The following is a 24,285-nucleotide window of genomic DNA, read 5'->3' as shown; positions in this document are numbered from 1 at the left end:
AGAATGTCAGACGCAACCACCACTGTCGCTGCCCCAACATGTCACTAAAAATCCGGTGAAAGGCGAAACTATACTCCTGACTCACGACGGGAACCAACCGAGCCAGTAGGAACGCGCCTTGTTACAGAACCGGAGCAGACGATCCGATCGCAGTCGCTCCAGCATGCCACTTGCCTGCAGAGTACGTTTTTCATCGTACAACCGGTGCATAACCGCTTCACACGTACTGGCGCCACGCATCTTCCAGTTCCAGTACATGGGGTAGTGCAGCAGGCAGATCGCAATCATTTCCGGCAACGTGCGTCGCCTTCTCGGGCGCACGGGTTCGACCATATCCTGTGTCAACCCCCAGCCAGAATAAAACGGGCGCCCGTAAACAACCACTTCCTTGCCCCGCAACAGGGCATCGAACCCACTGAGTGAGGTCAGCGTATGCACGGCAGTACAGGCTTCGATGCACGAAATGATAGACGCCTGTGTCTCGACATGATTGGCCCACTGCCTGGCCTGCGCAACTGACACTCCGCCCTTGCGGTTACCTGAGGCCACGTCAGGGTGCGGCTTGTAAACAATATAGGCGTCAGGGTGAGCTTTCCTTGCGGCCTGCAACAATCCCGGATTGCTGTTGACCGCCCCGGCGCCGAGCCGAACTGACGCATCGTCAGCCACCTGCCCGGGCACCAGAATGATCGCCTGCCCTGAGCGATGCCCTGGCCAGCGCACGGTCTCGTCAGGCTCAAGGTTGTACTTCGTTATCCGATGTTTGACGATGAACGCCTGCAACACCTTTGCGCGCTCAAGATCCTCGTCTGAGACTTCGACGGTGTTCAGCATCTGCTCAAGTGTACTGACCTTGTGCGGATCAAAGTACAGTCCGCGGGGGTCAAACACCAGACTCTGAGGACGCACGCGATCGGTACCCAGTCCCACCGAGCGGATGAAACCGTCTTCCAGATGACAAAGACGCGCCCCGCTACTCTCGGCGACCTGACTCAGCCCCGCTGGCACAGAAGCGCCCCAGAACACCATGGTGTCATCAGCCCTTGGGTTCAACGACTGGGCCGCACTCGCGTTGCGCACAAAATGCAGTCGCTCTGGATGCAGTGACAACAACGGGCGCAGCGCACTCTGGCGCCAGCGCTTGAACCCTACACAGATCACACGCGCCGGAAACCGGGCAGCATGTTCTTTCTGACGAATCAGCCATTCGATCGCATCAAATATGCTTCCTTGCCTGCCCGTCTCGGGGTCGATGTAACGGGTGTAGTCTAGGTAAGCCGCTGCGAACAGTTCCTGCACCGAACGCGTGCGAGTACGACGCGAGCAAGTCTGCTCATCGCGGGTCACCCCCCAACCCGCATACCAGGGCAACCCAAAGCACCGGACAGGCTTGCCTGCCAGCAACGCCTCAAACCCCATCTGCGAACTGACTGTGTAGACCTCGTCCACACTGGTCAGCAATGCAAAGGGCTCGACCCGCTCACGTACACATACCGTGCGCTCGTCATCGACCAGATGAGAGAAATACCCCGACTTGTGGCCGGCGCTGACTTCAGGGTGGGTCTTGATGACCAGCAATGCATCCGGGTGGGTCGCTCTGGCCGCCTGCACCATACGCGCAAATGTCTGCTCGTTCGCGCCGGCACCCGTCACGCCCACATCCCCAAACGTCTGGTCTATCAGCAGAATCACGGGTGCGAGAACTCCCCGGCCTGCCGCCATCTGAGACAGACGGTGACGCGCGATACGGTCCCGCACCACATCCGGCACAGGCCCACCATTGTTGTATTTACTCAACCGCTTGCGCACGATCAGATCGACAGCCCGGCCCACCTCTTGCTCTCGGCCATCCAGAAGCGCACCATCTGACTGAAGGATTTGTTCCAGCTCACTCGGTTGTGTGCTGTCGTAGTAGATCCCGCCGCAACGATCGACCACCATCGATATCGACGGAAAATCCCGGCCGGTTCCGAAAGATCGAAGGAACCCGTCCTCGAGCTTCCAGTATGGAATCCTGTGTCGGTTCGCGTAGGCAAGCGCATTGGCGTGGTACCTGCCCTCTTTGTTGCCCCAACCGGCGACAGCGAGAACAGTGCTCGCATGGTCGCCCAGGCTGGCTTGAACGGATTCACCAGAAGGGAAAGAGGTTGATGAAGATGCGGATAAAGTCGAAGAGGAAGGTAAAGACGGCGATGCGGGTAAAGACGACAGGGCCAAAGGCGAGCTGTGCAACTCAGCATTCACGCCATTCTGTGAACTGGTCTCCGAGTCAGCGTTTGCGCCTCGCGCGGGTGTCAATTCGGGTGAAGGGACGCCAGGACGCGACTGCGGATTAGGCTTATCGCTGTCTTGTGACAGGCTATGATCTAGCGAATCGGTTACTCTCTCGCCTTGTGCCAAGACCTGTCCCGGTTCGGACAACGTAGTTGAACCACGCTCAGAACCAGCGTCAACCGGGCCATCTGTAACCCCATCCGGACCGCACACGTTCTGGGCGGAATAGACAAAAACTGATTGAACAAGCCGGACAGGACGAACGCGATCACCCGACACCCTTCCTGCGACAGGAAGACCGAGAAAAGATTCCAGATATGGAATGCTGGCAATACCAGGAGAGGAAACGACGACAGCGCCCAAGGACCAGTGAGACCCGCAAGAAAGGCTTGTTAAGCGAACTATAGTACCATTCTATAATACGTCCCCTCAATGTGGGGAAGCCTGGGTGCGAGGAGCGTCGCTGCTTTGGTATACCTGTAAAAGCTCACCAGTTCTCACGAACTGGTGTCAGACAGACATAAAGTTAAAAATCAATACACTCTGCTCAATGAAGAAAGTAGCGATCATCGGCGGCGCGTTTCGCTTTCCCGGTACAACGACGGACCAATACTGGACCGACCTGCTCAATGGTCGGGATCTTGTCAGCACTGTCGAGGCTGATCGATGGTCTCACGAAGCGTTTCTTCACCCTGATCGCAGTCACCCTGGCACGAGTTACACGTTTGCAGCGGGTTCCATTGGCGATGTTTCAAAGTTTGATGCCGCGTTTTTCGGGATCAGCCCGCGCGAAGCCGCTCAAATGGATCCGCAGCAGCGCCTGCTGCTGGAGCTTTCCTGGGAAGCCATCGAACATGCCGGTATTGCAGCTGACCGCATTGGCGGAACCGACTGCAGTGTGTTTATCGGCATGGCCAGTGCTGACTATTCCTACCGGGTCGCCACCGACCTTGGCGTGGTCGAATCAGCGTTTGCGACGGGCAACACAGCCAGCATCGCAGCCAACCGGATCTCTTACATATTCGACCTGAAAGGTCCCAGCATGGCGGTTGACACCGCCTGCTCCTCTTCTCTGGTCGCATTCCACCAGGCCTGCCGCTCGATCGTCAGCGGCGAGAGCACCCATGCTCTGGCGGGTGGCATCAGCCTGCACCTGCACCCGTACGGGTTCATCACGTTTTCCAAGGCGTCGATGTTGTCTCCCGATGGCCGATGCAAGGTGTTTGACGCCAACGGCAACGGCTATGTGCGCTCCGAAGGCGGCGCCATTGTCTTGCTTAAGGACTACGACCAGGCGGTTGCCGATGGCGACCGGATACTGGCGGTGGTGCCATACACTGCAGTGAACACCGACGGACGCAAACAGGGGTTGACGGTCCCGAGTTTCAGAGCACAGGCCGAGCTCGTTACGCGGGCGTATCAGTACTGCGGTATCGAGCCCGATGACATTGATTACATCGAGGCCCACGGTACAGGTACCGCGGTTGGCGACCCGATCGAAACACGGGCTCTGTCTGAAGCGCTGGGCTCGCGTCGTCGCGCCGACAACCCACTGCCCATCGGCTCGGTCAAGAGCAATATGGGGCATCTGGAAACAGCCTCGGGTGTGGCTGGACTCTTCAAAGCGATCTATGCCATCCAGAACCGGATGGTGCCTGGCACCATCGGTATCGACACGATCAACCCGGCGATTCCGCTAGACGAGTGGAATCTGCGTGTGGTTCAGGAGAATCTGCCACTCAAATCCAGCGGTCAGATCACCATTGGCGTGAACTCGTTCGGTTTTGGGGGGCTAACGCACACATCGTGCTGCAGAGCCCTGAAGCAACCAAACCTGTTGAATCCGGAAACGGCACCAAATCCCGGAGTCCCAGCAAAAGAACCAGGGCGAGCAAAGCGGCCAGCACCTCTGATACGCACCGGCAAAGCCTGCAAATGCCGCCCTACGGCGTACCGCTTGTGGTCTCCGCACGCACGGCGGATGCCTTGCGTGACACCGCTCGTCAATGGGCTGATGCGCTGACCAGCCAGCACGGCGCGCAAAGCGGGCAAGACTCGTCAGACACGCTTCAGACTCCTGATGCATACGATATCGCCGGACATAGTGTGTTTCGTCGTCAGTGGCACAACGAGCAAGCGGTCGTTTATGGACGATCAACCGAGGAGCTTGTCGCAGCACTGAATTCGCTCGCAGACGGCAAGCCGCTCAAGCAGATCGCAACCGGCAAGGCGCTAAACAAGGACCAGCCCGGCCACCCCACCGTCTGCGCCGAGACGGTTTCCGGAATTGGCCCGGTATTTGCCTACTCTGGCAACGGCTCTCAATGGCATGGCATGGGTCGCAAATTGCTGGCAGACCCCGTGTTTGTCGCTGCCATCGAACAGGTAGACACCCATTTCGAGCCGCTGGCCGGCATCACCATTCGCTCACTGATCGACTCCGAAGACGAGTCCATTTACGCTGCTACCGAGTATGCGCAGCCAGCGCTGTTTGCCATTCAGGTTGGCATCACTACGATGTTGCGCGAGGCGGGTGTACGACCCACCGCCGTGATCGGACACAGCGTCGGTGAAGTTGCAGCCGCCTGGGCCTGCGGGGCACTGAGCCTGAGCGATGCCGTCTCGGTGATCTATCACCGCAGTTACTGGCAGGGACAGACCCGTGGACGGGGCTTCATGAGTGCCGTCAGCCTGCAGGCCGAGGCGACTCAGCAGTGGCTCGATAAACTAGGCCTCACCGAGTCAGTCTGGGTTGCCGGTGCCAACAGTAGTCGCGGCTCGACCATTGCAGGTACTTTGCAGGGTCTGGAGCAGTTTGAAGCGGCCATGGCTCAGGAGAGTGTGAGCGTCAAACGCCTGGACCTGGACTACGCTTTTCACAGCCCGATGATGGACGAAGTGGAGAGTGGCGTACGCACCCACCTCGCCAGCATCACGCCTCATCAGTCGGCGATTCCATTCTATTCGGTGGTTCACGGTGGACTTCTCGAAGGCACCGCGCTCAATGCCGAGTACTGGTGGCTGAACATCAGGCGCCCGGTTCAGTTTGAACAGGCAACAGCTGCCCTGGTGGAGACCGGTCAGCGCGTGTTTGTCGAAGTGGGTCCTCACGCCATCCTGCGCGGCTACATTACGGACGCGCTCAACGCCGCCGAAGCAACGGGCAAGGTAATTGCGACAGGCCGCCGCGGAGTCGAATCCCCCGAGCACATCCTGGCCGCAGCAGGTCAGGTGGTCATCAATGGCGGTCAGATCGACTGGCCGACTCTGTTTGCAGTTCAGCCCCGATGGGTCGACCTGCCCGCCTATGCGTGGCAGCGCGAAAGCCTCTGGTACGAAGGCACTGCGCAGAGCATGGATCTGCTCAATCGGGTCAGGCTTCATCCCCTGCTCGGGTTTGCCGTGCCACAACAACAATGGATGTGGGAGTCGACCCTCGACACCGATATGTTGCCCAGTTTTGCGGATCACAAGGTCGGAGAGTCCGTAGTGTTCCCGGGAACTGGATTCGTCGAAATCGCACTGGCGGCCTCCACGCAATGGCAACCCGGCGCAGTGGCACGCGTGCACGACCTGGAGATTCTGAGTCCACTGCTGCTTGATGCGGGGGTTTCACGTCAGTTGCGTGTCACGCTCGACCCGGCAGATGGGCACCTCACCATCCATGCTCGCACCATCGGTGCTGACGAGCCTTGGCGTCTTCATGCCCGGGCGCGTGTCTTGCCAGAGCCCAGCCTGGTAGGCTCCCAGGCCAGTGCCCCGGCCCTGCCGGCGCGTCAGGCCGACTTCACCGGTAATGAGCACACACTGTTCACGCTCGGAGCAGGTTTGCAGTACGGCCCTGCCTACTGCGCGATCGACAAAGGCTGGCAATCCGCTCAAGACGGACGTGATATCGCCGCGCTCCTGACGGTGCCCGACTCTATTTCAGCGGAGATTGGTGACTACCTCCTGCACCCTTCGCTGCTCGACAACAGCTACCAACTCATCATCCACTATCTGAGGGATTTTGTGGCGCTCGACGCCGGGGTGACATACGTCCCGACCCAGATGGGCGAAATCATCTGGTACCAGCAGGAAGACAACGTCGCGCACCAGGTACAGGTCCGGATTCTGACCCGCAACCCCAACTCCATCACCGCAGAGTTTGCGCTCTTTAATCGCAGTGGGCAGATTGTTGCCAACGTGCGCGAAGCCCGCTTTAGCGCCATGCACCTCAAGCGCCAGTCTTCCAGCGCGCTGCAGTACCTGAAGTTTCAGAACATCCCGGCACCACGTGCATCGACGCTGACCATACCAGGTCCACTGGGTCTGCACGAGTGGTTTGCATGCATGCAAAACACAGCCCAGACCATTCAGCAAAGTCCTTTTGAAGAGCGGTTTGCAACCGAAACAGATCCTTTGCTGGACGTGCTGGTTGCCCGATATTTCGCCGATTATCTGATCAAGCACGGCGGCAACGACCCGCGCGCGCTGGATGACAAGATTCACGCGCTCGAACTGGCCGCCCACGCCGCAGGCAGCAGTCAGCGACGTCTGCTCGAAGTCCTGCTGGACCTTGCCCAGCAAAATGACCTGCTGTCCAGGCGCGACGATGGCTGGCAGCTCAATGAAGAGGCGTTCAGCGAGGTGTCGGCCAGCGACATCTGGCTCACACTCTTGCGTGACAGTGGCCATGCCTTCCCGCTGGTCCATGCAGCCGGACGTCTGGGCATGCACCTGGAGAACCTGCTGGATCTGCACAGACCCGGTGACAAACAGGAGCATAACTGGAAAGCCGAGCAGTCAGCGCAAGGCAACACCAGCTATTCCAGCACCACGGAAATTGAGTTGTCTGGTACACAAGGCCCAGAGCAAGAAGAACCGACACCTGGCAACAACGCCGGTTCCAGCGACTGGTCCTGGAGCACCATGCTGCCGGTGCTGGTCGGCCCGCACGGCATGCATGCACTTGAGCAGTCGATCCATCAGCGTCTGCAGTACGCGCTGAGCGAACTCGAGCCTGGTCAGAAGGTGTTTGTTACCGAGATCAGTGCTGGTGAACCCTGGTTCGGCAGTGCCTGCACACAAGGGTTGAACGCAGACCTGATCCTGTACACCGCACAATCTGTACCCACACTAGACGAGCAACTGAGTGCGGATCCTGAAGAGGTCTGCCTGCAGATGGCCATTGTGGTGCTCGATGCTGATACGCCGGATGAGGGCCAGCGGATGTTGCGCTGGGCTTGCTCACGCCTGCTTCCCGACGGTGTCCTGATGGTGGTCGGCGCGAACACATCCGACTGGGTCCAGGCCTTGCTCGCTGCTGAAAGCCCAGCCCAGGGCACCCAGGGCATTCCGGGCAGCGCGGGCGTGGGTGCCTGCCAGTTTGGTGCCCAGACATGGGCACACGAAGTTGAAACGCTATGCGGAAAGCCCGTCAAACGTCTTGCGTTGTGGCCCACCGATGAGGGTACAGGGGTGAGCGGACCGTACCTGCTGTTTGCACAAAAGCAGGCGACTGAGAAGCAGACGACTGGTGAATCAAATCAATCACGTGAACCAGTACAAGCCACTCAGACCACTCAGGCCACTCAGGCCGTCCAGACTCGTCTGCCAGAACACTGCCTGATTCTGACCGATCAGCATACTGATCATCCCAAGGACCCGGGTTTGGCCTTGCTGGCTGAACTGAAAGCGACATTCGTGCACTCGCTTGAGCTCAGTCTTGACGCGAAGGCAGTGTCATGCGCTGGCACGCAGGACGAAATCGAGCAGTTACTTGCAGCTTTCTGCGAACAGGTCAACACAACGCCTGATGGCGACGAAACCAGGCGCCCGGCACACATCATCGACCTCAGAGGATTGCTGGGGGTAACAGATGAGTCAGACTCACCGGGCATTCTGGCCAACCAGGCGCAGCGTTGCGCTGACATTGCACACGCAGCAAAGACTCTGCAAAGTGTGCAGTTCACCGGCCAGTACTGGGTCCCTGCAATGCAGAATCTGGCAGATGCTGCCGTATCCGGGTTCATGCGCACACTGATGAATGAGGTCAGCGGCACCACCGCGCGCCTGGTCACCTTCGAATTTGCAGCAACCTGCGACGCGCAGACTGTCACGAGACAGGCTCAAGCCTGGGCACAGGAAGTGCGAGATCCCGACGCCGAGCAGGAGATCGTGTTCAGCCGCGCCGGTATGCGTTCAGTGCCCCGTCTGCGTGCACTGCCTGCACCGCCAGCCAAGGCATGCAAGCCAGGCGAGCATCATACCGGGCAAAGCCAGAGCACAGCAGAGTTCTCGCCTGATTTGTTGCAATCGCGTCAGATCCGTCTGGGATTTGACATGCCTGGCCAGTTGCGCAACCTTCGCTGGGAGGCGGTGGACCGTCCCGCCCTGCAGGATCACGAAGTTGAAATTGCCGTGAAAGCAACCGGCCTGAATTTCCGTGACGTGATGTACACGCTCGGACTTCTGTCTGATGAGGCTGTCGAGAACGGATTTGCCGGAGCGAGCATCGGTCTGGAGTTTGCCGGCGTGGTCTCCCGTGTTGGAGACGAAGTCACCGATTACAAGTCTGGCGACGAAGTGGTTGGTTTTGGGCCCCATGGCTTTACCAACTTCGCGATCACGACGTCCAGTGCCCTGGCACTGCTGCCGCAAGGGATGTCGTTCGAATCGGCGGCAACGGTGCCCAGCACCTTCTTTACAGCCTACTACGCCCTGATCCATCAGGCGCGTCTGCAGCCTGGTGAATCGGTGCTGATTCATGGTGCAGCCGGTGGCGTGGGTCTGGCTGCAATCCAGATTGCTCTCTGGCAAGGCGCCAAAGTGTACGCAACCGCAGGATCCGCTGCCAAGCAGGATCTGTTGCGTCTGCTCGGTATCGAGCATATCTACAGCTCACGCCATCTGGACTTTGCAGACGAGATTCTGCGCGACACCAACGGGCAAGGTGTGGATGTGGTGCTGAACTCCCTGAGCGGAGAAGCCATCAACAGGAACCTTCAGGTGCTCAAGCCATTCGGGCGATTCCTGGAGCTTGGCAAGCGCGACTTTTACGAGAACTCTCGTATCGGTCTGCGGCCATTCCGCAATAACGTGAGCTACTTCGGCATTGACGCTGATCAGCTCATGAAGGTACGTCCTGACCTGACCAGCCAGCTCTTCAGACAGGTAATGAACCTGTTTGAAGAAGGGGTCCTCTACCCGCTTCCATACGAAGCACACGAGGCGGCCCATGCACTGGATGCATTCCGCCAGATGCAGCAAGCCCGTCATATCGGCAAGATTGTGGTCACCTACAACGATGGTGTCCCCGTACCGGTGAAGGTGTCAACCCGTTCGGCTGGAGCAACAGGATCCGGTGCTGGTACTGCCAGTAGTTCAGGTTCAGACTCATCAAGCGACGCCCGTCAGGATGGGTTGCGTCACGATGGCGTGCAACTGGATGCCAATGCCAGCTATCTGGTAACAGGTGGACTTTCCGGGTTCGGACTGCGCACTGCCCAGTGGCTTACCGAGAAGGGTGCGCGGCATCTGGTGCTGCTTGGACGACGCGGTGCGGTGACCGAGCAGGCGCAAGAGGCCGTCGCAGAGTTTCAGCACAAGGGTGTGACCGTGATCGCTCCGCCTTGCGACATCACCCTTGCAGATGATGTCAAGCGTGTATTGCAGCACGAGATGAAGGATATGCCACCACTCAAGGGTATCGTGCACGCAGCGGCGGTATTTGAAGACAGCCTCATCATGAACCTGGATCATGACAAGATCCAGGCCGTGATGGCCCCAAGATCCTGGGTGCACTAAACCTGCATCGTCTGACAATGGAACAGACTACGGCTTTGCCACTGGACTTTTTTATTGTCTACTCATCGGGTACCACCCTGTTCGGCAATCCAGGGCAGGCCAACTATGTCGCGGCCAACACCTGGCTGGAAGCTTTCTGCGAGATGCGGCGCGAGCAAGGTCTTGCCGCCACATGCGCCTTGTGGGGCGCCATTCAGGATGCAGGCTTTCTGGCACGCAATACAGAGACACTCGATGCGCTGCAGAACCGCATGGGCGGCAAAGCCTTGCAGGCAACCGAAGCGCTAGACGCACTAGAGGGCCTGATGCTGTCAGGACGTTCCGGTGAAGGTGTGCTGGATTACGAATGGCGCGCACTCAAGCGCTTCCTGCCTTCGGCAAACAGCCCGAAGTTCAGCGAAATCGCAGCGCTTTCGCCTGATGCAGCCGATGGCGGCGGCCAGTCCTCGGAGATTCAGGCGCTGCTTGACACCATGAGTGACGAGGAACTGCTGCCGATCTTCATGGATATGCTGCGCACAGAGGTGGCGGAAATTCTCCGTATTTCCCCTGACAAGCTTGAAGCCGATACATCGTTGTACGATATTGGCTTGGATTCATTGATGGGTGTTGAATTGATGCTGGCCATTGAAAACCGGTTTGGACAGTCCCTGCCGACCATGTCACTCGCCGATAACCACACGCTGAGCAAGCTGGCAGCGCTGTTGCTCAAACAGATGCGTCAGTCTGGCGGGATTGGTAACGCCGGTGGTACTGGCGGGGACGGAACTTCAGGGGAAATTGAGTCACCTGCGCAGGATGCTGCCTTGCAGTCTCAGGCGCATCATCTTGCCAGACAGCACGCTGCTGACATAACGACGGAACAGATCGAAGAAATTCTGTCCACCATCGAACCCGCATCCAAGGGTGAACAACGATAATGTCGCACCGCTCCCGGCCTGGTCTTTCATCGCAACTGAAAGACAAACTGATTCAGAAGGCACTGGCACGACGGCTGCAGCAGGTCGAACAGGCGACGCCATCGACCCTGCCACGCTCGTCTGCGCACCCCGTGCCTGAAGCCTATTACTCGTTTCGCCACCATCCTGCCTATCAGCAGGTGAAGCTGATCGCAACTGGGGCGGAGCGGCTTGGCATTGAAGACCCGTTTTTCAGGCAGCACACTGGCGTAGCCGGTGCCACGACGCAGATTGATGGTCACACATACATCAATTTCTCGAGCTACAACTACCTGGGACTCGCCGGACACCCGGCGGTCAATGCTGCGGCCAAGCAGGCGATTGACACTTACGGCACCTCGTCTTCTGCGAGTCGTTCGGTCTCTGGCGAACGGCCTTTGCACCGCTCCCTTGAACAGGCGCTGGCCAAGGCATATGACTGTGAGGCAGCGCTGGTGTTTGTGAGTGGTCACGCCACCAATGTCACCACACTGGGCCATCTTTTTGGGCCGCGCGACTTGATCGTACACGACGAACTCTGTCACAACAGCATCTTGCAGGGCATCAAGCTCTCAGGTGCGACACGGCTATCGTTCCCACATAACGATTACGCGAGACTCGAAGCCATTCTCTCGGAACAGCGTATCCGTCACGAACGGGTGCTCGTGATCGCCGAGGGGATGTACAGCATGGATGGCGACTTCCCGGATTTACCAAGACTGGTGGAGATCAAACGCCGTCACTATTGCTTCCTGATGGTCGATGAGGCGCACTCGTTTGGCACCATGGGTACGCACGGACTGGGCCTGCGAGAGCACTTTGGCATGGCTGGTAGCGACGTAGACATCTGGATGGGCACGCTTAGCAAGACGCTCGCCGGGTGTGGTGGTTACATCGCGGGTGGCGGTGCACTCATCGACAATCTTCGTTTTCTGGCGCCCGGGTTTCTTTACAGTGTCGGCATGCCGCCCCCGATGGCGGCGGCATCGAATGCTGCGCTGTCCTGTATGCAGGCGGAACCAGAGCGAGTGGTGCAACTGCATGAGCGCAGCCAGTATTTTCTTGAGAAAGCAAAGAGTGCGGGCCTGGATACGGGACTGAGTCAGGGTATAGCCATTGCACCCGTGATTCTGGGAAGTTCTCTCAGAGCAGGACGTCTGTCGAACGCACTCTTTAAGCGTGGGATCAACGTGCAGCCGATTCTCTACCCGGCTGTTCCGGAAAAAGCGGCTCGATTAAGGTTCTTCCTGTCTTGCCAGCATACGCCTGAGCAAATCGACTTCACTGTCAAAGCAACGGCAGAGGCCATCGCCTCGATCTGAACCGAGTCTGAACGCGAACGGAAGGCCCCATCATCGAATACTGTCAAAAAATACGCTATTTGTACGATTCGTACGATTCGTGCGATTCGTGCGATTCGTATTCAGACCCGGGACTCCGTGAAACTCCGAGTCAGTACTGACCCCGGAGCACTGCCTCTGGGTGAACGCCTGTTAGATCTGAATCTTAATAACGACGATCAATGTACCGAGGCTTCGTGTTGATACGTCGAAGTTTACCCAGACCTTTCTCGAAATCGATGTACTCAACCGTCATCCCGTGTTTTTCGGCCCAGTCGGCGCAGATATCTTTTTCTTCCTGTCGAATGGTGTCGTCCATCCACACTTCGGCGTCTGGAGAGAGTCTCTCTGCGAGTGACGGTAATGCCGGGTATCTCGAATACTTGCAGGTTCCTCCTGGAGGACCGTCCACAAAGAGCAGATCGATACCCTCAAGATCCGACATTTGACTGGCGTCGTACCAGCGAAGTTCAGGTGGATCCTGCGCATCAGAAGCATCGGAACTGCCTCGCGACGCCAAGTGATCCTTTTCCCATGCCGTCAAGTCGTTGACACGCAAGTCAACCCAGACATCCAGGTTCTCACGCACCAGATAACTCAAGGTCTGGTCAGCGAAATCTGTTGAGTGCTCGAAGGACACCAGCTTACCGAATCCATTTTGGCGTATCGCGTCAGCAATCACCAGTGTAGAGCTACCACTACCAAACTCAACCACCAGTCTCGGTCTGTGTTGGCGAACGTGCTCGTGCAACAAGAGCAAGACATCAGGCGAAGCTGCCCAGCCACGTAAAGCGGGCAAAGAATAGGAAAGCTTGAGGGAACGCGTCAGCCATCCTAACTTTTCCAACTGAGCGTACAGTCGATTCTGTACGATCAGCAGATCTCTCGTACTTTTGGAAGACGCGTCCTTGGTCGCCTTAAGCAGTACCGTTTCGACTCGTTTGATGTCGACGTCTACTGCGGGGGTATTTTGATCTTTCTGCATCGAGGATCTGCCATCTTTAGAAAATTGAACTTTGGAACGCCTGTCACTAGTGTTCAAGTCATGGGAAGCTACTGCTAAATAATAAACACCAAGCAACTGGTCATGGACATGTTTTTCATTAAAAAACAGTCGTATCAGCTGATTGGAGAACTCTCCGAGTTTTTATCTGTAGGTTGCAGATGCGAGAACTCGATAAAGATCTTTCTGTACGTCCTCAGGACAGTATTCGCTATGTTTATTACCCACACCGCCGAAATTCGTGTAAACACCTGTTTGCCAGTTTTCGTCGCAAACCAGACCAGTGTAACCTTTGCTCCCAACCGCGATCACCGGAACCGCGCAGGCCATCGCCTCAATTGCACAACGCCCCGGCGCGATCACACACGAGCTTGATCGATAAGCATCTCGAAGTTCCTGACCTTCAAGCCACCCAACAAAAGACACCGGATTTTCTCCACGCACTTTATCGAGCCTGAGTTGAAACTTTTCGGACTGGGTACCATCTCCGACAACAATCCAATCGATCAAACCAGAAAATTGACTTGAAGCGTACTCGACCGCATCAGAAAAAACATCCAGAATGAATTGCTTGTCTTGATCCAACCGAGACACTAGCGAAATACGAATCTTCTCGGATGAACCTTCTCTCTCTACCTCACCCGAAGATTCCCGAGGAGAAAACAGTTTTTGATCCGGAACATTAGGAATATTCACCATTCTTTCTGGCGAAATCTGAGACTCCTGCAATAGGTAGTCCCGTATTACAGATGAAACGGTCAGGACAGTCGCAACCTTGGATTCGTAACTGGAAAGGTCGTCCGTATATTTCCCGTGAATCGTAAGCACAAAAGGAATATTCAAGCGTTCTGCGACCACCAGTCCAAACTTGCGTGACGCGAACGGGTGCGCGTGAACTAGGCTAATCGGCCGTTGCCTGTGTAAATCCAGGACTGACTGCAGAAGATCATCGTAATTAGCGTAGTTGGTTCGTACAACTCCGATCCCATATTCTGCCAGCGAATCTGAAAAAGACCCTGGTGGACATACAATCGTCGCGCTATGTCCGCTTATGATCAAATGACGAGCAGTCGCAAGTATGTTCTCATGCAGGCCCCCATGTGCCGCTTTGAAGAAAACAGGGATAAGAATATGCAAAGGAGCCTCTCGCTTCGACAGATACTTGCTAACCAGTTTATTGAATGACTCGAAAGTCATTCAACAGCATTCAACGATGTCTGTTGAATGAAACAAGGACATGGGTCCCAACCGATCAACACGACACCCTCTATATTACCAACAGGACACCAGGGCATTTTTTCTGCTGGCACCACCGAAGCTGAATCTCTCAGGACAAACGACTTTTCGGATAACACGGATCTGAAAGACGATGCCAAACTGCAATGCACCAAAGAACATAAAGATCCTATAAACGCTAGGTTGCCTCCTATCCATTGCTGCCGTGTCCGTCTCTGATGGTTCTATATCATTGGGCTTGCAGCACATCGGCCCCGTGAACTTGCAGTACGTTCTTTGCCAGATCAATACCGACTGTCGTAATCTTCATGGTGGACGCCCTCCTGTCAGGTAATGGTTTTGACATCCATAGTTTAAGGCACTTCTGATGCCGTAGCCTGAGGTCGGGGAGTCCATACCATTGGTTCAAACTCGACCCATCAGGCAGTGACATCGGTGTCTATACACGCAAGCGAGATTTTCTCGATAGTCCGAGCTGGTGTCTGGCCGGGACGTCGAGAGCAAGACTGCCCCCTTGTCTGAAACCGGGTCCCAGCGATAGCGAGTACGTCAAGAAGAAGCCCAGCGGGTTTCATGGCACATCTGTGATGGGTTATCTGGTCGACAGACAGATCGACACGATCATCGTTCTGGGCGGTGCCACCAGCAACTGTGTACGCGCGACTGTGTTTGATGGTGCGTCTTACAACTATCGGATCATTGTTCCGCATGATGCCGTGTTTGACCGGTTTCCGGTCTCTCACGCCATCAGTCTGTTTGACATGGACCGACAATTTGCTGACGTGGTGGATACTGAAACTGTACTGAGACACCTGAGCGTCTCGAGATAGCCCACGTGCCAACAGTCGTGCGACCAGACAGCACACGCCCAATGTGTAGCCAGACATGGCGACCAACAGCACAAAAATATGTATTTTTAATTAAAGTACAATGAGTTATATAATAAACGCCACTCTACGCCAGGCTACAGAATTGGCGTAGAGTGGCATGATTTGGCGGGCAAATTGCCCCAAATCACTCCAGGAACCCAGCGTTCAATCTGGAGCATAGCGCAGCATGTGTGGACGTACTTAGCTGGTACTTAGCTGGTACTTAGCTGGTACTTTGCCTTCACTTCCACCACTGCGCTCCAGCATGCTTCACAACCTCGAAAACACCTGCCTTGACTCCATTATCAGAACACAAGTTGGCAGAGTCTTGCTGCTTTCACGATGTCAGAAAAAGGTGTACTGTTCTTACACAGTAGAGGTACCCGATGAATACGTTGCCCGAGACCATTCTTCAACAAGCACAATCCCTCCCCGAGGGAGGTGTTCTGTCGCCCAAAGAGTTCCTGCATCTGGGCAGCAGGTCGGCAGTGGATCAAGCATTCTCGCGGCTGGCCAAGGCCGGCAAACTTTTGCGGGTGGCGCGCGGCACCTACGTTGCCCCGGTGGCCGGCCGGTTCGGCTCGCGCTCCCCTACCCCCGAGAAAGTCGTCAGGGCACTAGCCGAACAGATCGGCGAAATCGTCGTGCCTCACGGTGCCAGTGCCGCCAACGCCCTGGGCCTGACACAGCAGGTTCCTATTCGCGAGGTCTACCTGACTTCCGGTCAGACCCGGAAACTCAAGCTCGGCCAATCGGAAGTGCTGGTGAAACACGCACCGCGCTGGATGTTGATCCTGGGTACACGGCCGGCCGGCGCGGCCGTGCGCGCACTGGCCTGGATCGGGCCAGATCACGCCGGCGAGTCGCTGGCATCGCTCCATCGCACCCTGCCCCTCTCAGAATGGCAAGCACTGACCTCGGCACGAGCGACACTACCTGGCTGGATGGCTCAGGCCATCGGCAAGGAAGCAGCACGTGGCTGAATACTTCTTTGATTTGAGCGAGCAGGATCAACGCGAAGCGCTGGAATACGCTCGCGCCGAAACTGGTCGCCCCGCCCACCTGCTCGAAAAGGACATCTGGGTGGTGTAGGCGTTACACACTCTGTTCGAGTCGCCGCTGTCGGCTGATCTGACCTTCAAGGGTGGCACATCACTCTCGAAGGTCTACAAGGTTATCGACCGCTTCTCCGAAGACATCGATCTGACCTACGACATTCGCAAGCTGATCCCGGACCTGATCGGCGAAGGAGGCGATTTGCCGGCAAGCCGCAGCCAGGCTGGCAAATGGACGAAGGCCGTGCGGCACCGACTGCCCGAGTGGATCACACAGAACGTGCAACCGGTGATTCAAGCGGCCCTGACACGCGACCGCCTGAACGCCCGGCTCGAACTCGGTGGCCAGGACAATGACAAGCTGTTCTTGCACTACCCTGCCCTGGCGCAAGGCACAGGGTATGTAGCACCTGCCGTTACACTTGAGTTCGGTGGCCGTGCCACAGGAGAACCACACGAGGTATTTCAGGTGACCTGCGACATTGCAGAACACTTGCCCGAGGTGTCCTTCCCTACCGCCTCGCCGCTGGTCATGAGCGTAGCGCGCACCTTTTGGGAGAAGGCCACGGCCGCGCATGTGTTCTGTGCACAGGGCCGCATCCGAGGAGAGCGCTACGCGCGACACTGGCACGACCTGGCCGCGATCGCGCGAAGCCACCACTTCGCCGCCGTGATGGCGGACCGCTCGGTGGCAGCAGCCGTCGCTCGTCATAAATCACACTTCTTCATTGAGAAAGATACCGATGGGAAGGTCATTGATTATGCAGCGGCGACCTCTGGACACCTGAAGATCGTCCCTGAAGGCGAAGCAAGGGCCGCACACGCCAAGGACTACGCAGCCATGTTGGACGACGAAGTAATGGTGGGCAACGCTCCATCCTTCGACGACCTGCTGAAAACATGCGCCGATCTGGAAATCACGGTGAACAGGATAATCACCTAACGACGATAAAAAGAATTGCCGATATTTCGATCAGCATGTCCGATTTCAAGAAGAACTCGGCGCAGATACTGCATGAGGCGGGCGATAAGCCGCTGGCCGTGCTCAGTCATAATCGGACTGCTTTTTACATGGTGACGCCCGGTTTGTTTGGGGCGCTAGTGGAAGAACTGGCAAATCGGGAACTTGAAGCCATCGTACGCAAGCGTCTGACGCTCAAAGACACCTCTGTTGAGGTGAATATTGACCTGATCTGAATTCGGCGACAGAACTCACTATCGCCATTAGACAAGTACGGCTTTGCGTGCGGATATCTGATGCGCAGCAAAGCCATGCGAGGACTCCAGACGGGTGACCTCGTGCAAGCGGATGAAGGTCAGACATCACCAGGCTGCTCAAAACCACCTGGTACTCGAGGTGCCCCTGGCGGCCCTTTGGTGGCCCTTTGGTGGCCCTTTGGTGGCTCTCTGATAGCCCTGCCGCAGCCCTTTGCGTCGTGCGCACTCGGCGGACTCTCCTTTTAGAAGCGCCTCACTTTTGAAGCAACCCCATGGACTTCAGCCAGAAGCTTGCCAGATTCGACAGACGCATTGGCTGACCCTCTGTCGGGGTGATTGACACCGGTTTTGCATTGCGGCCGGTTGCTGGATCGGTTGCTGGATCGGTTGCTGTTATGCCGGTGTCACCCTCATCCACATTAACATTCCTCCAGACGAAGTAGGCTGTCTCACCAGATGGCTCCCCAAAGAGCGCATAGGGCTTGGTGAGAATCGGAACATGATCGCCGTAATAACAGATGCTGACAGGTCGTTGCATGCGCTCAATGCCTGACTTCAAACTCTCCAGCATGGTCGCTGCGTTGATCACATGGCGCAGATACAAGGTCAGATCCTCACACCCGGCCGGTGGTGGTGCTTTATGCAAACGTTCTACATCACCGGATGCGAGTCGCTCAAGGTGCAAGGGCCCGTGGTTCTCCATGGTGATGACAAACACAAACAGTGGCTCCTCACGCTCGAGCAAAGCCAGGAGTCTGGCTCCCACCGCCTGATCGCCAATATAAGGGCCAGTACGGTCGTCATCGGAGAACGCCGAAATGTCGATGAACTCATCAAACCCTAGCGCGGGAATGATTCGGTCGCGCTGGTAGAAACTCGCCGCATATGGGTGCAGGCAGACGGTTCGGTACCCAAGCGAGCGCAAATAGTGTGCAAGGGTTGGCACCCCCTGGTGGGCAAGCACACGATATGGATTGAACTGGTGTACGCCGAGATCCTGTGCCGTGAGCCCAGAGAGAAACGCAAACTCCGAGCGCACAGTGTTCGCACCCCAGGCCGGCACACGGACCGACCCATACGCTAGCGCCTCTGCACACATGGCATCAAACCCCCGGTACACATCCGGCGCCACATTGTCGACCCAGCGACGGACATCGAAAAACGATTCACTCTGAATCGCAACCAGATGCGCAAGTTGGCCCGACTGCAAAGAAGGTTGCGATTTCGGTAGGGATTTCAGTCCCGACAACGGATCCGACATCCGCTCCAATCCCGCCTTCCGTGCTGACGTCGACTGCTCTGCCTGTGCCGACGGACTTTGGGCAGGATCATCTGAGAGATTCTGTGCCGCGTCGACAAGGTCCCTGTACGGCGAGTTTTTAAGAAAACCGGCTGGACCGTTTGTGCGTGACTGTCGCTCGGCCATCGCATAGGCCCAGCAACACCCGACCAGACCCAGGCGCCTGATATCCTCAAAAGGGTCGAAGGTCAGATTTGGTCGACTGCGACTCGAAAGCCATAACGCGATCGCCCCTGCACCAAAAAGTGGGACCGTCACGCTCAGCACAGCCTCCCAGCCGAACCGGGCGACGATCGAAGGTTCGAGCCAGACCGCGAGTCCGACACAGACCGCGAACGCCAGTGCCAGACCAATCGCGCGCCACCAGCCAAAAAACGGGAAGTAGAGTCTGGGATGACGAAACACATCAATCAGGTACTCGAAGTCCTGCGCCACAAACGGTTCTCGCAAGGCTTGTATCTTCAAGTGATTGATGACCGCAATGATCGCCACCAGCGCCCAGATATTGGCAATGCCGAACCAGGGACGCTGCCAAAGCATCACCTCAAACGCGAACCATAACGACCACAGGCCGATGCCCGCAAAGTGGGCCCACCAGGGCCGCAGCCAGAGGGCTTGTGGACGGGGTTTGACCAGCAGGTAATGAACCAGTACCAGACCTGCCAGGCCCAGACAGTACGGCCAGGCCAGCGCCTGGAGAGCATCTGCCCATCCACCCGACGCCAAAGTGCCTTCAAGTTGACCGGAGACGTTCGCCGATTCATTCACACTCGATGCCAGGGCGGTACTCCAGGTCAGCAACCCTGGTATCAGGCATAAGAAAGACAACCACCACTGCGTAAGCACTGGTTGCAATGATTGCCTGGCGCCTGGAAACCGGATTCGTGAGTACATCGTCAAAAAACCGCGCAGGAACGCACTGACCCTCTGACGCATACTCACGGCTTCCCGTAGCCGGAGACCTTGAGGAACCACTGGGCAACAGTTGGTCGCAGCACCGACAGTCCCCAGCACGAGAAATTCAACGGAAACGGAAAACTGATCCGAGGCGGGTTGCGCCGCAGCCCCTGACCAATCCGACGCGCAGCCTTGTCGGGCTGCCAGAGAAACGGCTTTGGGCCAGGCATCGCCCGGCACATGGGTGAGTCAACATAGCCTGGCAGCACCACCGTCACACCTACGCCATGCGCAGCAAGATACCCTCGCAGACCTTCACCATAGGCTTTCAATGCAGCCTTGCTCGCTGAATAAGCCGGTGTCAGAGGCAGCCCGTAATACGCAGCCAGAGAGGACACCAGCACAATCTGCCCATGCTTGCGTGTCACCATGCCTGGCACCACAGCATCCACCAGTGCCATCGCCGCCCGAAGATTGACGTTCAGAAGTGTCTGGACTTCATCAAACGGCTCAAGCTTGCCGTCGCCTTGCACATGGGTGTTCTGCCCAGCGTTGACAATGACCAGATCTGGCGTGTGTCGTTTACTCAGTTGCGCGATCCAGCGTTGAATGCCCGGCACATCCTGTACGTCGAGCACCTCGAGTTCAACCGTCGCCCCCTTGTCGCGACAAATCGCAGCCACGCGCTCGAGCGCATCGATCCGCCTACCTTGCAGAACCAGCGTGCGGCCAGGCTTTGCGTACCACTGGGCAAGTGCACTACCGATCGAACCGGTAGCTCCGGTCAGAACAATACAGGCTGGATCATGAAAACTAGGCATACTGGACTCGATTGATGGTGGATCGTGAATCGTACCGCAGCGTATCGGATCAACTGGGCCGGTATCGAATGAAGTGGGTCCGACAGCGAGTATTGAATCACGAGTACGGATGAATCACGACCACGATTGAATCACGAGCACAGTTCCCGGGCAGGACTGATCAGTAAGCGACACGCTTACAGGATGAGCCAGACGGGATGAAGCCCTACGAACAAGTCCTGGCGTTTACCTGGTTACGTGGTCAGACCGAACGACGCCAATGAGTGACCTTCGACAAGGCCATTCATTCCAGATATCCGGTCACCGCCAATGTCACCGCCGATCTCACTGTTGATCTCACCGGCCAGGCCACCGCGCTGATCACCGCGCTGATCACCATTGTTCGCAAGGAGCAGCTACCCGTTCAAGTCCAGATCCAGCGAAGCACACTGGATGACGACACGGTTCACCACCACAAGATCTTCTTGAACGAGGATGGCATACTCGCTGTGCGCTGCTCACGAATGTGTCAACATCGGTTTCAACAGAGGTTTTCATACGGGTTGCCACACATGTTTTTTCTGTCGCTACAATAGCGCCGGTCTGCATGGACGCGGCGGACGACAACATCATGCTAGCAGGTCTGGGCATACGCGTATGCTGCACTGACTTTTGCGATGTTCTCGGCAGTCTATACGGTCGTTGCAGTGGCTGCAGTCGTTTCACCCCCATTCAACCTGGTGGTACACACAGCGAATGATGCATAAAGGTACGTGATTGCGTCTGCATCGATCGTCTGCATTGGCACCGGTGTCGAACCGGTGCAAGTAGCGTGCGTCTCACCAATTGACGATGGGGTTGCCGTATCACTGTCTGATTTGCTGCCTGATTCGCTGTCTGATTTTTTAGTTGTTTTTATTGAGTTTGTTCAATATCCGGAGTTGAGTCCGACCGTCATGTCTCACAACGTCTTTGCTTATGGGTCCCTCATGTTTCCAGGTGTCATGCAAGACCTGCTTGGACACCCGGTTCAGGGTCATGCCGTCACGTTGGCAGGCTGGTCGCGCCACGCACTTTCTTTTCGGGTGTATCCCGGTGCGGTGCCTGCAATGTCCACGTCACAGATCGAAGGTGTGGTGTGGCAGGATTTATCCGATGAAGACTTGCGCATCCTTGATGGATTTGAAGGCGACGAATACCTGCGATGCCAGGTTTCACTTGAGCTACCAGCGGGCGACACGGTCAAGGCCTGGATCTATCAATGGAAGGACATCAGCCTCTTGCTGGGAAACTGGGATGTGCAGCGCTTCGCAGCCAACGAGCTAGAGACGTTCGTGGATGTTCATCGAGGCAGTTGATTCGTACGAACGCGCTCTGGATAAAATGAGGCCACGCCTTTTCAGTGGTGGCCACTGATTGACTCGCGCATCCGGTTCATTCCTGCGATACGCAAAACGCATCCCCGAGATCTTTTCAAGGTATGCAGGCCTGCCCTGCACTCATTTCCAGACTTCCTGCCATGCATGAAAATCGCTGAGTCTGAGGCGATAACGGGCGATGTTGCCTTCATGCAGGCTGAGCAACTGGTTGTCGATCACCTCAATGAATCTTTCACGATCTGCTGCGTCAATCCGCTACTGTGCAAAACCATAGATGTGGCTGATTGCCAGTGGTTTACTCAGCCTCTGGCGTACCACGGTAGCCACCACCTCCATAATGTGCTGCCTGTGGTGCAAACGGAAGGGATCAGGTTCACCGAGTGACTGGCGGACAGCAGAGTAGCGTGCGCAGGAACGCTTGTAGGCTCAGACAAACACATCACGCAGAAGCTCAACACGGTTGATCTCGTAGATACCCGATAAGGCGCTGATGTAGACACTCTGCGAAACATCGACAAAAGACAGGGGGCACAGATTGTGCTGAATCAGTGAAATGTTAGCGGCCAGGCGCGAGACACATTTGCTCACATCCTCAAAAGGTTGCCAATACGGCAGATGCACCATCGCAAAGAATGCCTGCTCAAAGGGGTCCCGTATGGCAGCAGCCGTATCAAGCACCTGGTCAAAACATTCTTCTATCCGTTGCGGCCCTTCTAGCGGCAAGAAAATGGTCTGGCCAGTGCCAACGGCATTGGTGCGCAAGCTGCCGCTGGCGGAGGGATCGTCCAGCAGATTGTCTGATTAAGAGGGTGTGCAGATTGAGAAGCGTATAGCAGTTATATCCAGTCTCTGCAGCCGAGTCGATCAAGAACTCTATGGCCTCCTTGTGAGTAATACACACAATTGACAGACGTCTGTCAATAAGATATCTTTTAGATATCTTTAAAGAGGAAAAGAAACCAACATGGCTACTGCTACCGCTCAAATTGCGTTTCGCTACCGCGCACAGGATAGCGCAACAGGCGTGACACGCTCCACCGCGAAACGTTTGGCCGAAGTGCTGGGCGTAGATGAAACCCAGGTCATTCATCTGGCCCTGCATGAACTTGCCACCAAAATGCTTCCTCAATACGAAGCTGACGAGGGCGCTCTTACCAAATCCCAACTCAACCAAATCAAAAAAACAGCACCCCAGGCAAAAGGTGGCACGGTACGCAGTCGCCTTTTTGAAATTGAAAGCGTCTGATGCGCTGGTGGCCGGAACCCATGGCAGGCGATATCGCCTGGTGCCACTTCCCTGACAACGTTCATCCCAAACCCAAGCCACGCCCTGCCCTCATTATTTTGACGAAGGAAGACGATGAGGGCAGGATCTTCGTGAGCGTGGCGTATGGCACCAGCCAAAAAACTGATCGACTCTACAGAGGTGAGTTTCGCGTCACCAAGGGTGAGCATCCCGCCGCTTACGCAAGTGCTGGTCTTAGCTACGACACAAAATTCGACTTGAGCAAAACACTGGATCTGCCATACAACGACGACTACTTTTCTGTGCCGAATCATGCACCCCATGGTCAAATTCCGAAACTTGGCACTCTGCACCCGAGTATGGTCCGGATTGCAGCCGCTGCGTTTGCGGCCACCAGGAAGCAGGCCTAAGCTTTCCTTCCACCAAACCGGCTGGGCATTTGTAGTGGGGGTTTCGCGCAACACATACGTGGACTTGCATCCGCGCGTCAAAAGCAGATCAACAATTGCGCGTGCGATGTGACCATTGCCATCTTCAAACGGGTGCAGAGTGACAAACCACAAGTGCCTCAGGCCAGCGCGAACAAGCGCAGGATCATCAGAAACCAGGTCGTTGACCCAGTCGAACCGGCGTGACATCTCCGTAGCGATTTGACCAGCGGGTGGCACCTCAAAATAGACCTTTTCTTAACCGATCGGGTCTCACACGACCTGTATGGAAACTTTGCGATCATCTCACCAGTCGCCTGCACGGATGGTGCTCATGCCTGAAAATCCGATCGGAGACAGTGGCGTGTGCCAGCCGGACAGACGCTCGACTCTCAGAAGAGCCATCGTATTGCGTTCGCATCCAGTATGACATCGACAATATCGTCCAGATGATGGTCCGCAGGCGCCAAAGAGCCAATACAGTAGAAATCCAGTCGACACCCAATCGGCACAC

Annotated in this window: 16 protein-coding genes and 3 pseudogenes; 12 read left to right on the top strand and 7 right to left on the bottom strand. The window is 56.4% G+C overall.

Features of this window, described 5'->3' with window-relative positions; genetic code table 11:
• Positions 1-81 precede the first annotated feature (81 nt).
• On the bottom strand, positions 82-2,637 hold the full coding sequence (locus tag DBV39_RS01190) for a capsular polysaccharide biosynthesis protein (protein ID WP_193853040.1): 2,556 nt from the start codon (positions 2,635-2,637) through the stop codon (positions 82-84).
• A gap of 187 nt (positions 2,638-2,824) precedes the next feature.
• Here DBV39_RS01190 and DBV39_RS01185 point away from each other — a divergent pair, with 187 nt between their 5' ends.
• From DBV39_RS01185 to DBV39_RS01160, 4 genes and pseudogenes are all read left to right on the top strand, one after another.
• Positions 2,825-4,297 (top strand): type I polyketide synthase, encoded by a 1,473-nt coding sequence (locus tag DBV39_RS01185; protein ID WP_227870754.1) that lies wholly within the window; start codon positions 2,825-2,827, stop codon positions 4,295-4,297.
• Positions 4,210-10,199: pseudogene (locus DBV39_RS19770) on the top strand (SDR family NAD(P)-dependent oxidoreductase); the annotation flags it as partial. The gene DBV39_RS01185 and the pseudogene DBV39_RS19770, both read left to right, overlap by 88 nt.
• A gap of 6 nt (positions 10,200-10,205) precedes the next feature.
• On the top strand, positions 10,206-10,982 hold the full coding sequence (locus DBV39_RS20190) for an acyl carrier protein (RefSeq protein WP_407669300.1): 777 nt from the start codon (positions 10,206-10,208) through the stop codon (positions 10,980-10,982).
• Complete coding sequence (locus DBV39_RS01160; RefSeq protein WP_108619995.1) at positions 10,982-12,322, top strand: aminotransferase class I/II-fold pyridoxal phosphate-dependent enzyme; 1,341 nt, start codon at positions 10,982-10,984, stop codon at positions 12,320-12,322. Before DBV39_RS20190 ends, DBV39_RS01160 begins: the two co-directional genes overlap by 1 nt.
• 184 nt (positions 12,323-12,506) lie before the next feature.
• On the opposite strand, the gene DBV39_RS01155 is transcribed toward DBV39_RS01160, so the two are convergent.
• The gene (locus DBV39_RS01155) at positions 12,507-13,325 is read right to left on the bottom strand and encodes a class I SAM-dependent methyltransferase (protein ID WP_108619994.1); all 819 of its coding nucleotides are present in this window, start codon (positions 13,323-13,325) and stop codon (positions 12,507-12,509) included.
• Positions 13,326-13,487: 162 nt separating this feature from the next.
• Entirely contained in the window at positions 13,488-14,540 is a 1,053-nt protein-coding gene (locus DBV39_RS01150; RefSeq protein ID WP_108619993.1) for a glycosyltransferase, read from the bottom strand.
• Between the two features lie 416 nt (positions 14,541-14,956).
• Here DBV39_RS01150 and DBV39_RS01145 point away from each other — a divergent pair, with 416 nt between their 5' ends.
• The 4 genes and pseudogenes from DBV39_RS01145 to DBV39_RS01130 all read left to right on the top strand — a co-directional run bounded on the left by DBV39_RS01145 (position 14,957) and on the right by DBV39_RS01130 (position 17,700).
• Entirely contained in the window at positions 14,957-15,409 is a 453-nt protein-coding gene (locus tag DBV39_RS01145; RefSeq protein ID WP_108619992.1) for a cysteine hydrolase family protein, read from the top strand.
• A gap of 425 nt (positions 15,410-15,834) precedes the next feature.
• Entirely contained in the window at positions 15,835-16,431 is a 597-nt protein-coding gene (locus DBV39_RS01140; protein ID WP_108619991.1) for a DUF6088 family protein, read from the top strand.
• Positions 16,424-17,446: pseudogene (locus DBV39_RS01135) on the top strand (nucleotidyl transferase AbiEii/AbiGii toxin family protein). Before DBV39_RS01140 ends, DBV39_RS01135 begins: the two are co-directional and overlap by 8 nt.
• 35 nt (positions 17,447-17,481) lie before the next feature.
• Positions 17,482-17,700, top strand: coding sequence for a type II toxin-antitoxin system Phd/YefM family antitoxin (locus tag DBV39_RS01130; RefSeq protein ID WP_227870753.1), 219 nt, complete (start codon positions 17,482-17,484; stop codon positions 17,698-17,700).
• A gap of 274 nt (positions 17,701-17,974) precedes the next feature.
• Here the strand turns inward: DBV39_RS01130 and DBV39_RS01125 are convergent, their stop codons facing one another.
• Together DBV39_RS01125 and DBV39_RS01120 are read right to left on the bottom strand one after the other, a co-directional pair.
• Positions 17,975-19,957 carry an LTA synthase family protein gene (locus DBV39_RS01125; RefSeq protein ID WP_108619989.1) on the bottom strand — a complete coding sequence of 661 codons (1,983 nt, stop codon included), beginning with the start codon at positions 19,955-19,957 and terminating at the stop codon, positions 17,975-17,977.
• Between the two features lie 2 nt (positions 19,958-19,959).
• Positions 19,960-20,739, bottom strand: coding sequence for an SDR family NAD(P)-dependent oxidoreductase (locus DBV39_RS01120; protein WP_108619988.1), 780 nt, complete (start codon positions 20,737-20,739; stop codon positions 19,960-19,962).
• A gap of 263 nt (positions 20,740-21,002) precedes the next feature.
• Between DBV39_RS01120 and DBV39_RS01115 the strand changes: the two genes are divergently transcribed.
• Together DBV39_RS01115 and DBV39_RS01110 are read left to right on the top strand one after the other, a co-directional pair.
• Entirely contained in the window at positions 21,003-21,314 is a 312-nt protein-coding gene (locus DBV39_RS01115; RefSeq protein ID WP_108619987.1) for a hypothetical protein, read from the top strand.
• Positions 21,315-21,491: 177 nt separating this feature from the next.
• The gene (locus tag DBV39_RS01110; protein WP_108619986.1) at positions 21,492-22,076 is read left to right on the top strand and encodes a gamma-glutamylcyclotransferase family protein; all 585 of its coding nucleotides are present in this window, start codon (positions 21,492-21,494) and stop codon (positions 22,074-22,076) included.
• Positions 22,077-22,523: 447 nt separating this feature from the next.
• Here DBV39_RS01110 and DBV39_RS19755 read toward each other — a convergent pair whose 3' ends face one another.
• Positions 22,524-22,859: a Fic family protein gene (locus tag DBV39_RS19755; protein ID WP_227870752.1), complete on the bottom strand. Its 336-nt coding sequence runs from the start codon at positions 22,857-22,859 to the stop codon at positions 22,524-22,526.
• A 202-nt stretch (positions 22,860-23,061) separates the two neighbouring features.
• On the opposite strand from DBV39_RS19755, the gene DBV39_RS19330 reads away from it, so the two are divergent.
• Both DBV39_RS19330 and DBV39_RS01100 read left to right on the top strand, forming a co-directional pair.
• Positions 23,062-23,343 carry a hypothetical protein gene (locus tag DBV39_RS19330; RefSeq protein WP_227870751.1) on the top strand — a complete coding sequence of 94 codons (282 nt, stop codon included), beginning with the start codon at positions 23,062-23,064 and terminating at the stop codon, positions 23,341-23,343.
• Positions 23,343-23,753 (top strand): type II toxin-antitoxin system PemK/MazF family toxin, encoded by a 411-nt coding sequence (locus tag DBV39_RS01100; protein ID WP_108619985.1) that lies wholly within the window; start codon positions 23,343-23,345, stop codon positions 23,751-23,753. Before DBV39_RS19330 ends, DBV39_RS01100 begins: the two co-directional genes overlap by 1 nt.
• 138 nt (positions 23,754-23,891) lie before the next feature.
• Here the strand turns inward: DBV39_RS01100 and DBV39_RS20510 are convergent.
• A pseudogene (locus DBV39_RS20510) lies at positions 23,892-23,981 on the bottom strand (hypothetical protein); the annotation flags it as partial.
• Between the last annotated feature and the right edge of the window lie 304 nt (positions 23,982-24,285).

Source organism: Orrella marina (assembly GCF_003058465.1).
Lineage (GTDB): Bacteria > Pseudomonadota > Gammaproteobacteria > Burkholderiales > Burkholderiaceae_B > Algicoccus > Algicoccus marinus.
Note: the sequence above shows the minus strand (reverse complement) of the source record. Positions and strands in the feature narration are given on the sequence as shown.

Bases quoted from the DNA above. Each gene is read 5' to 3' on its own strand.
- DBV39_RS01125 (WP_108619989.1), bottom strand. From the start codon at position 19,957: ATGCGTCAGAGGGTCAGTGCGTTCCTGCGCGGTTTTTTGACGATGTAC.
- DBV39_RS01130 (WP_227870753.1), top strand. From the start codon at position 17,482: ATGTCCGATTTCAAGAAGAACTCGGCGCAGATACTGCATGAGGCGGGC.
- DBV39_RS01120 (WP_108619988.1), bottom strand. From the start codon at position 20,739: ATGCCTAGTTTTCATGATCCAGCCTGTATTGTTCTGACCGGAGCTACC.
- DBV39_RS01160 (WP_108619995.1), top strand. From the start codon at position 10,982: ATGTCGCACCGCTCCCGGCCTGGTCTTTCATCGCAACTGAAAGACAAA.
- DBV39_RS01155 (WP_108619994.1), bottom strand. From the start codon at position 13,325: ATGCAGAAAGATCAAAATACCCCCGCAGTAGACGTCGACATCAAACGA.
- DBV39_RS01100 (WP_108619985.1), top strand. From the start codon at position 23,343: ATGCGCTGGTGGCCGGAACCCATGGCAGGCGATATCGCCTGGTGCCAC.
- DBV39_RS01140 (WP_108619991.1), top strand. From the start codon at position 15,835: ATGAATACGTTGCCCGAGACCATTCTTCAACAAGCACAATCCCTCCCC.
- DBV39_RS19330 (WP_227870751.1), top strand. From the start codon at position 23,062: ATGGCTACTGCTACCGCTCAAATTGCGTTTCGCTACCGCGCACAGGAT.
- DBV39_RS01185 (WP_227870754.1), top strand. From the start codon at position 2,825: ATGAAGAAAGTAGCGATCATCGGCGGCGCGTTTCGCTTTCCCGGTACA.
- DBV39_RS01150 (WP_108619993.1), bottom strand. From the start codon at position 14,540: ATGACTTTCGAGTCATTCAATAAACTGGTTAGCAAGTATCTGTCGAAG.
- DBV39_RS20190 (WP_407669300.1), top strand. From the start codon at position 10,206: ATGCGGCGCGAGCAAGGTCTTGCCGCCACATGCGCCTTGTGGGGCGCC.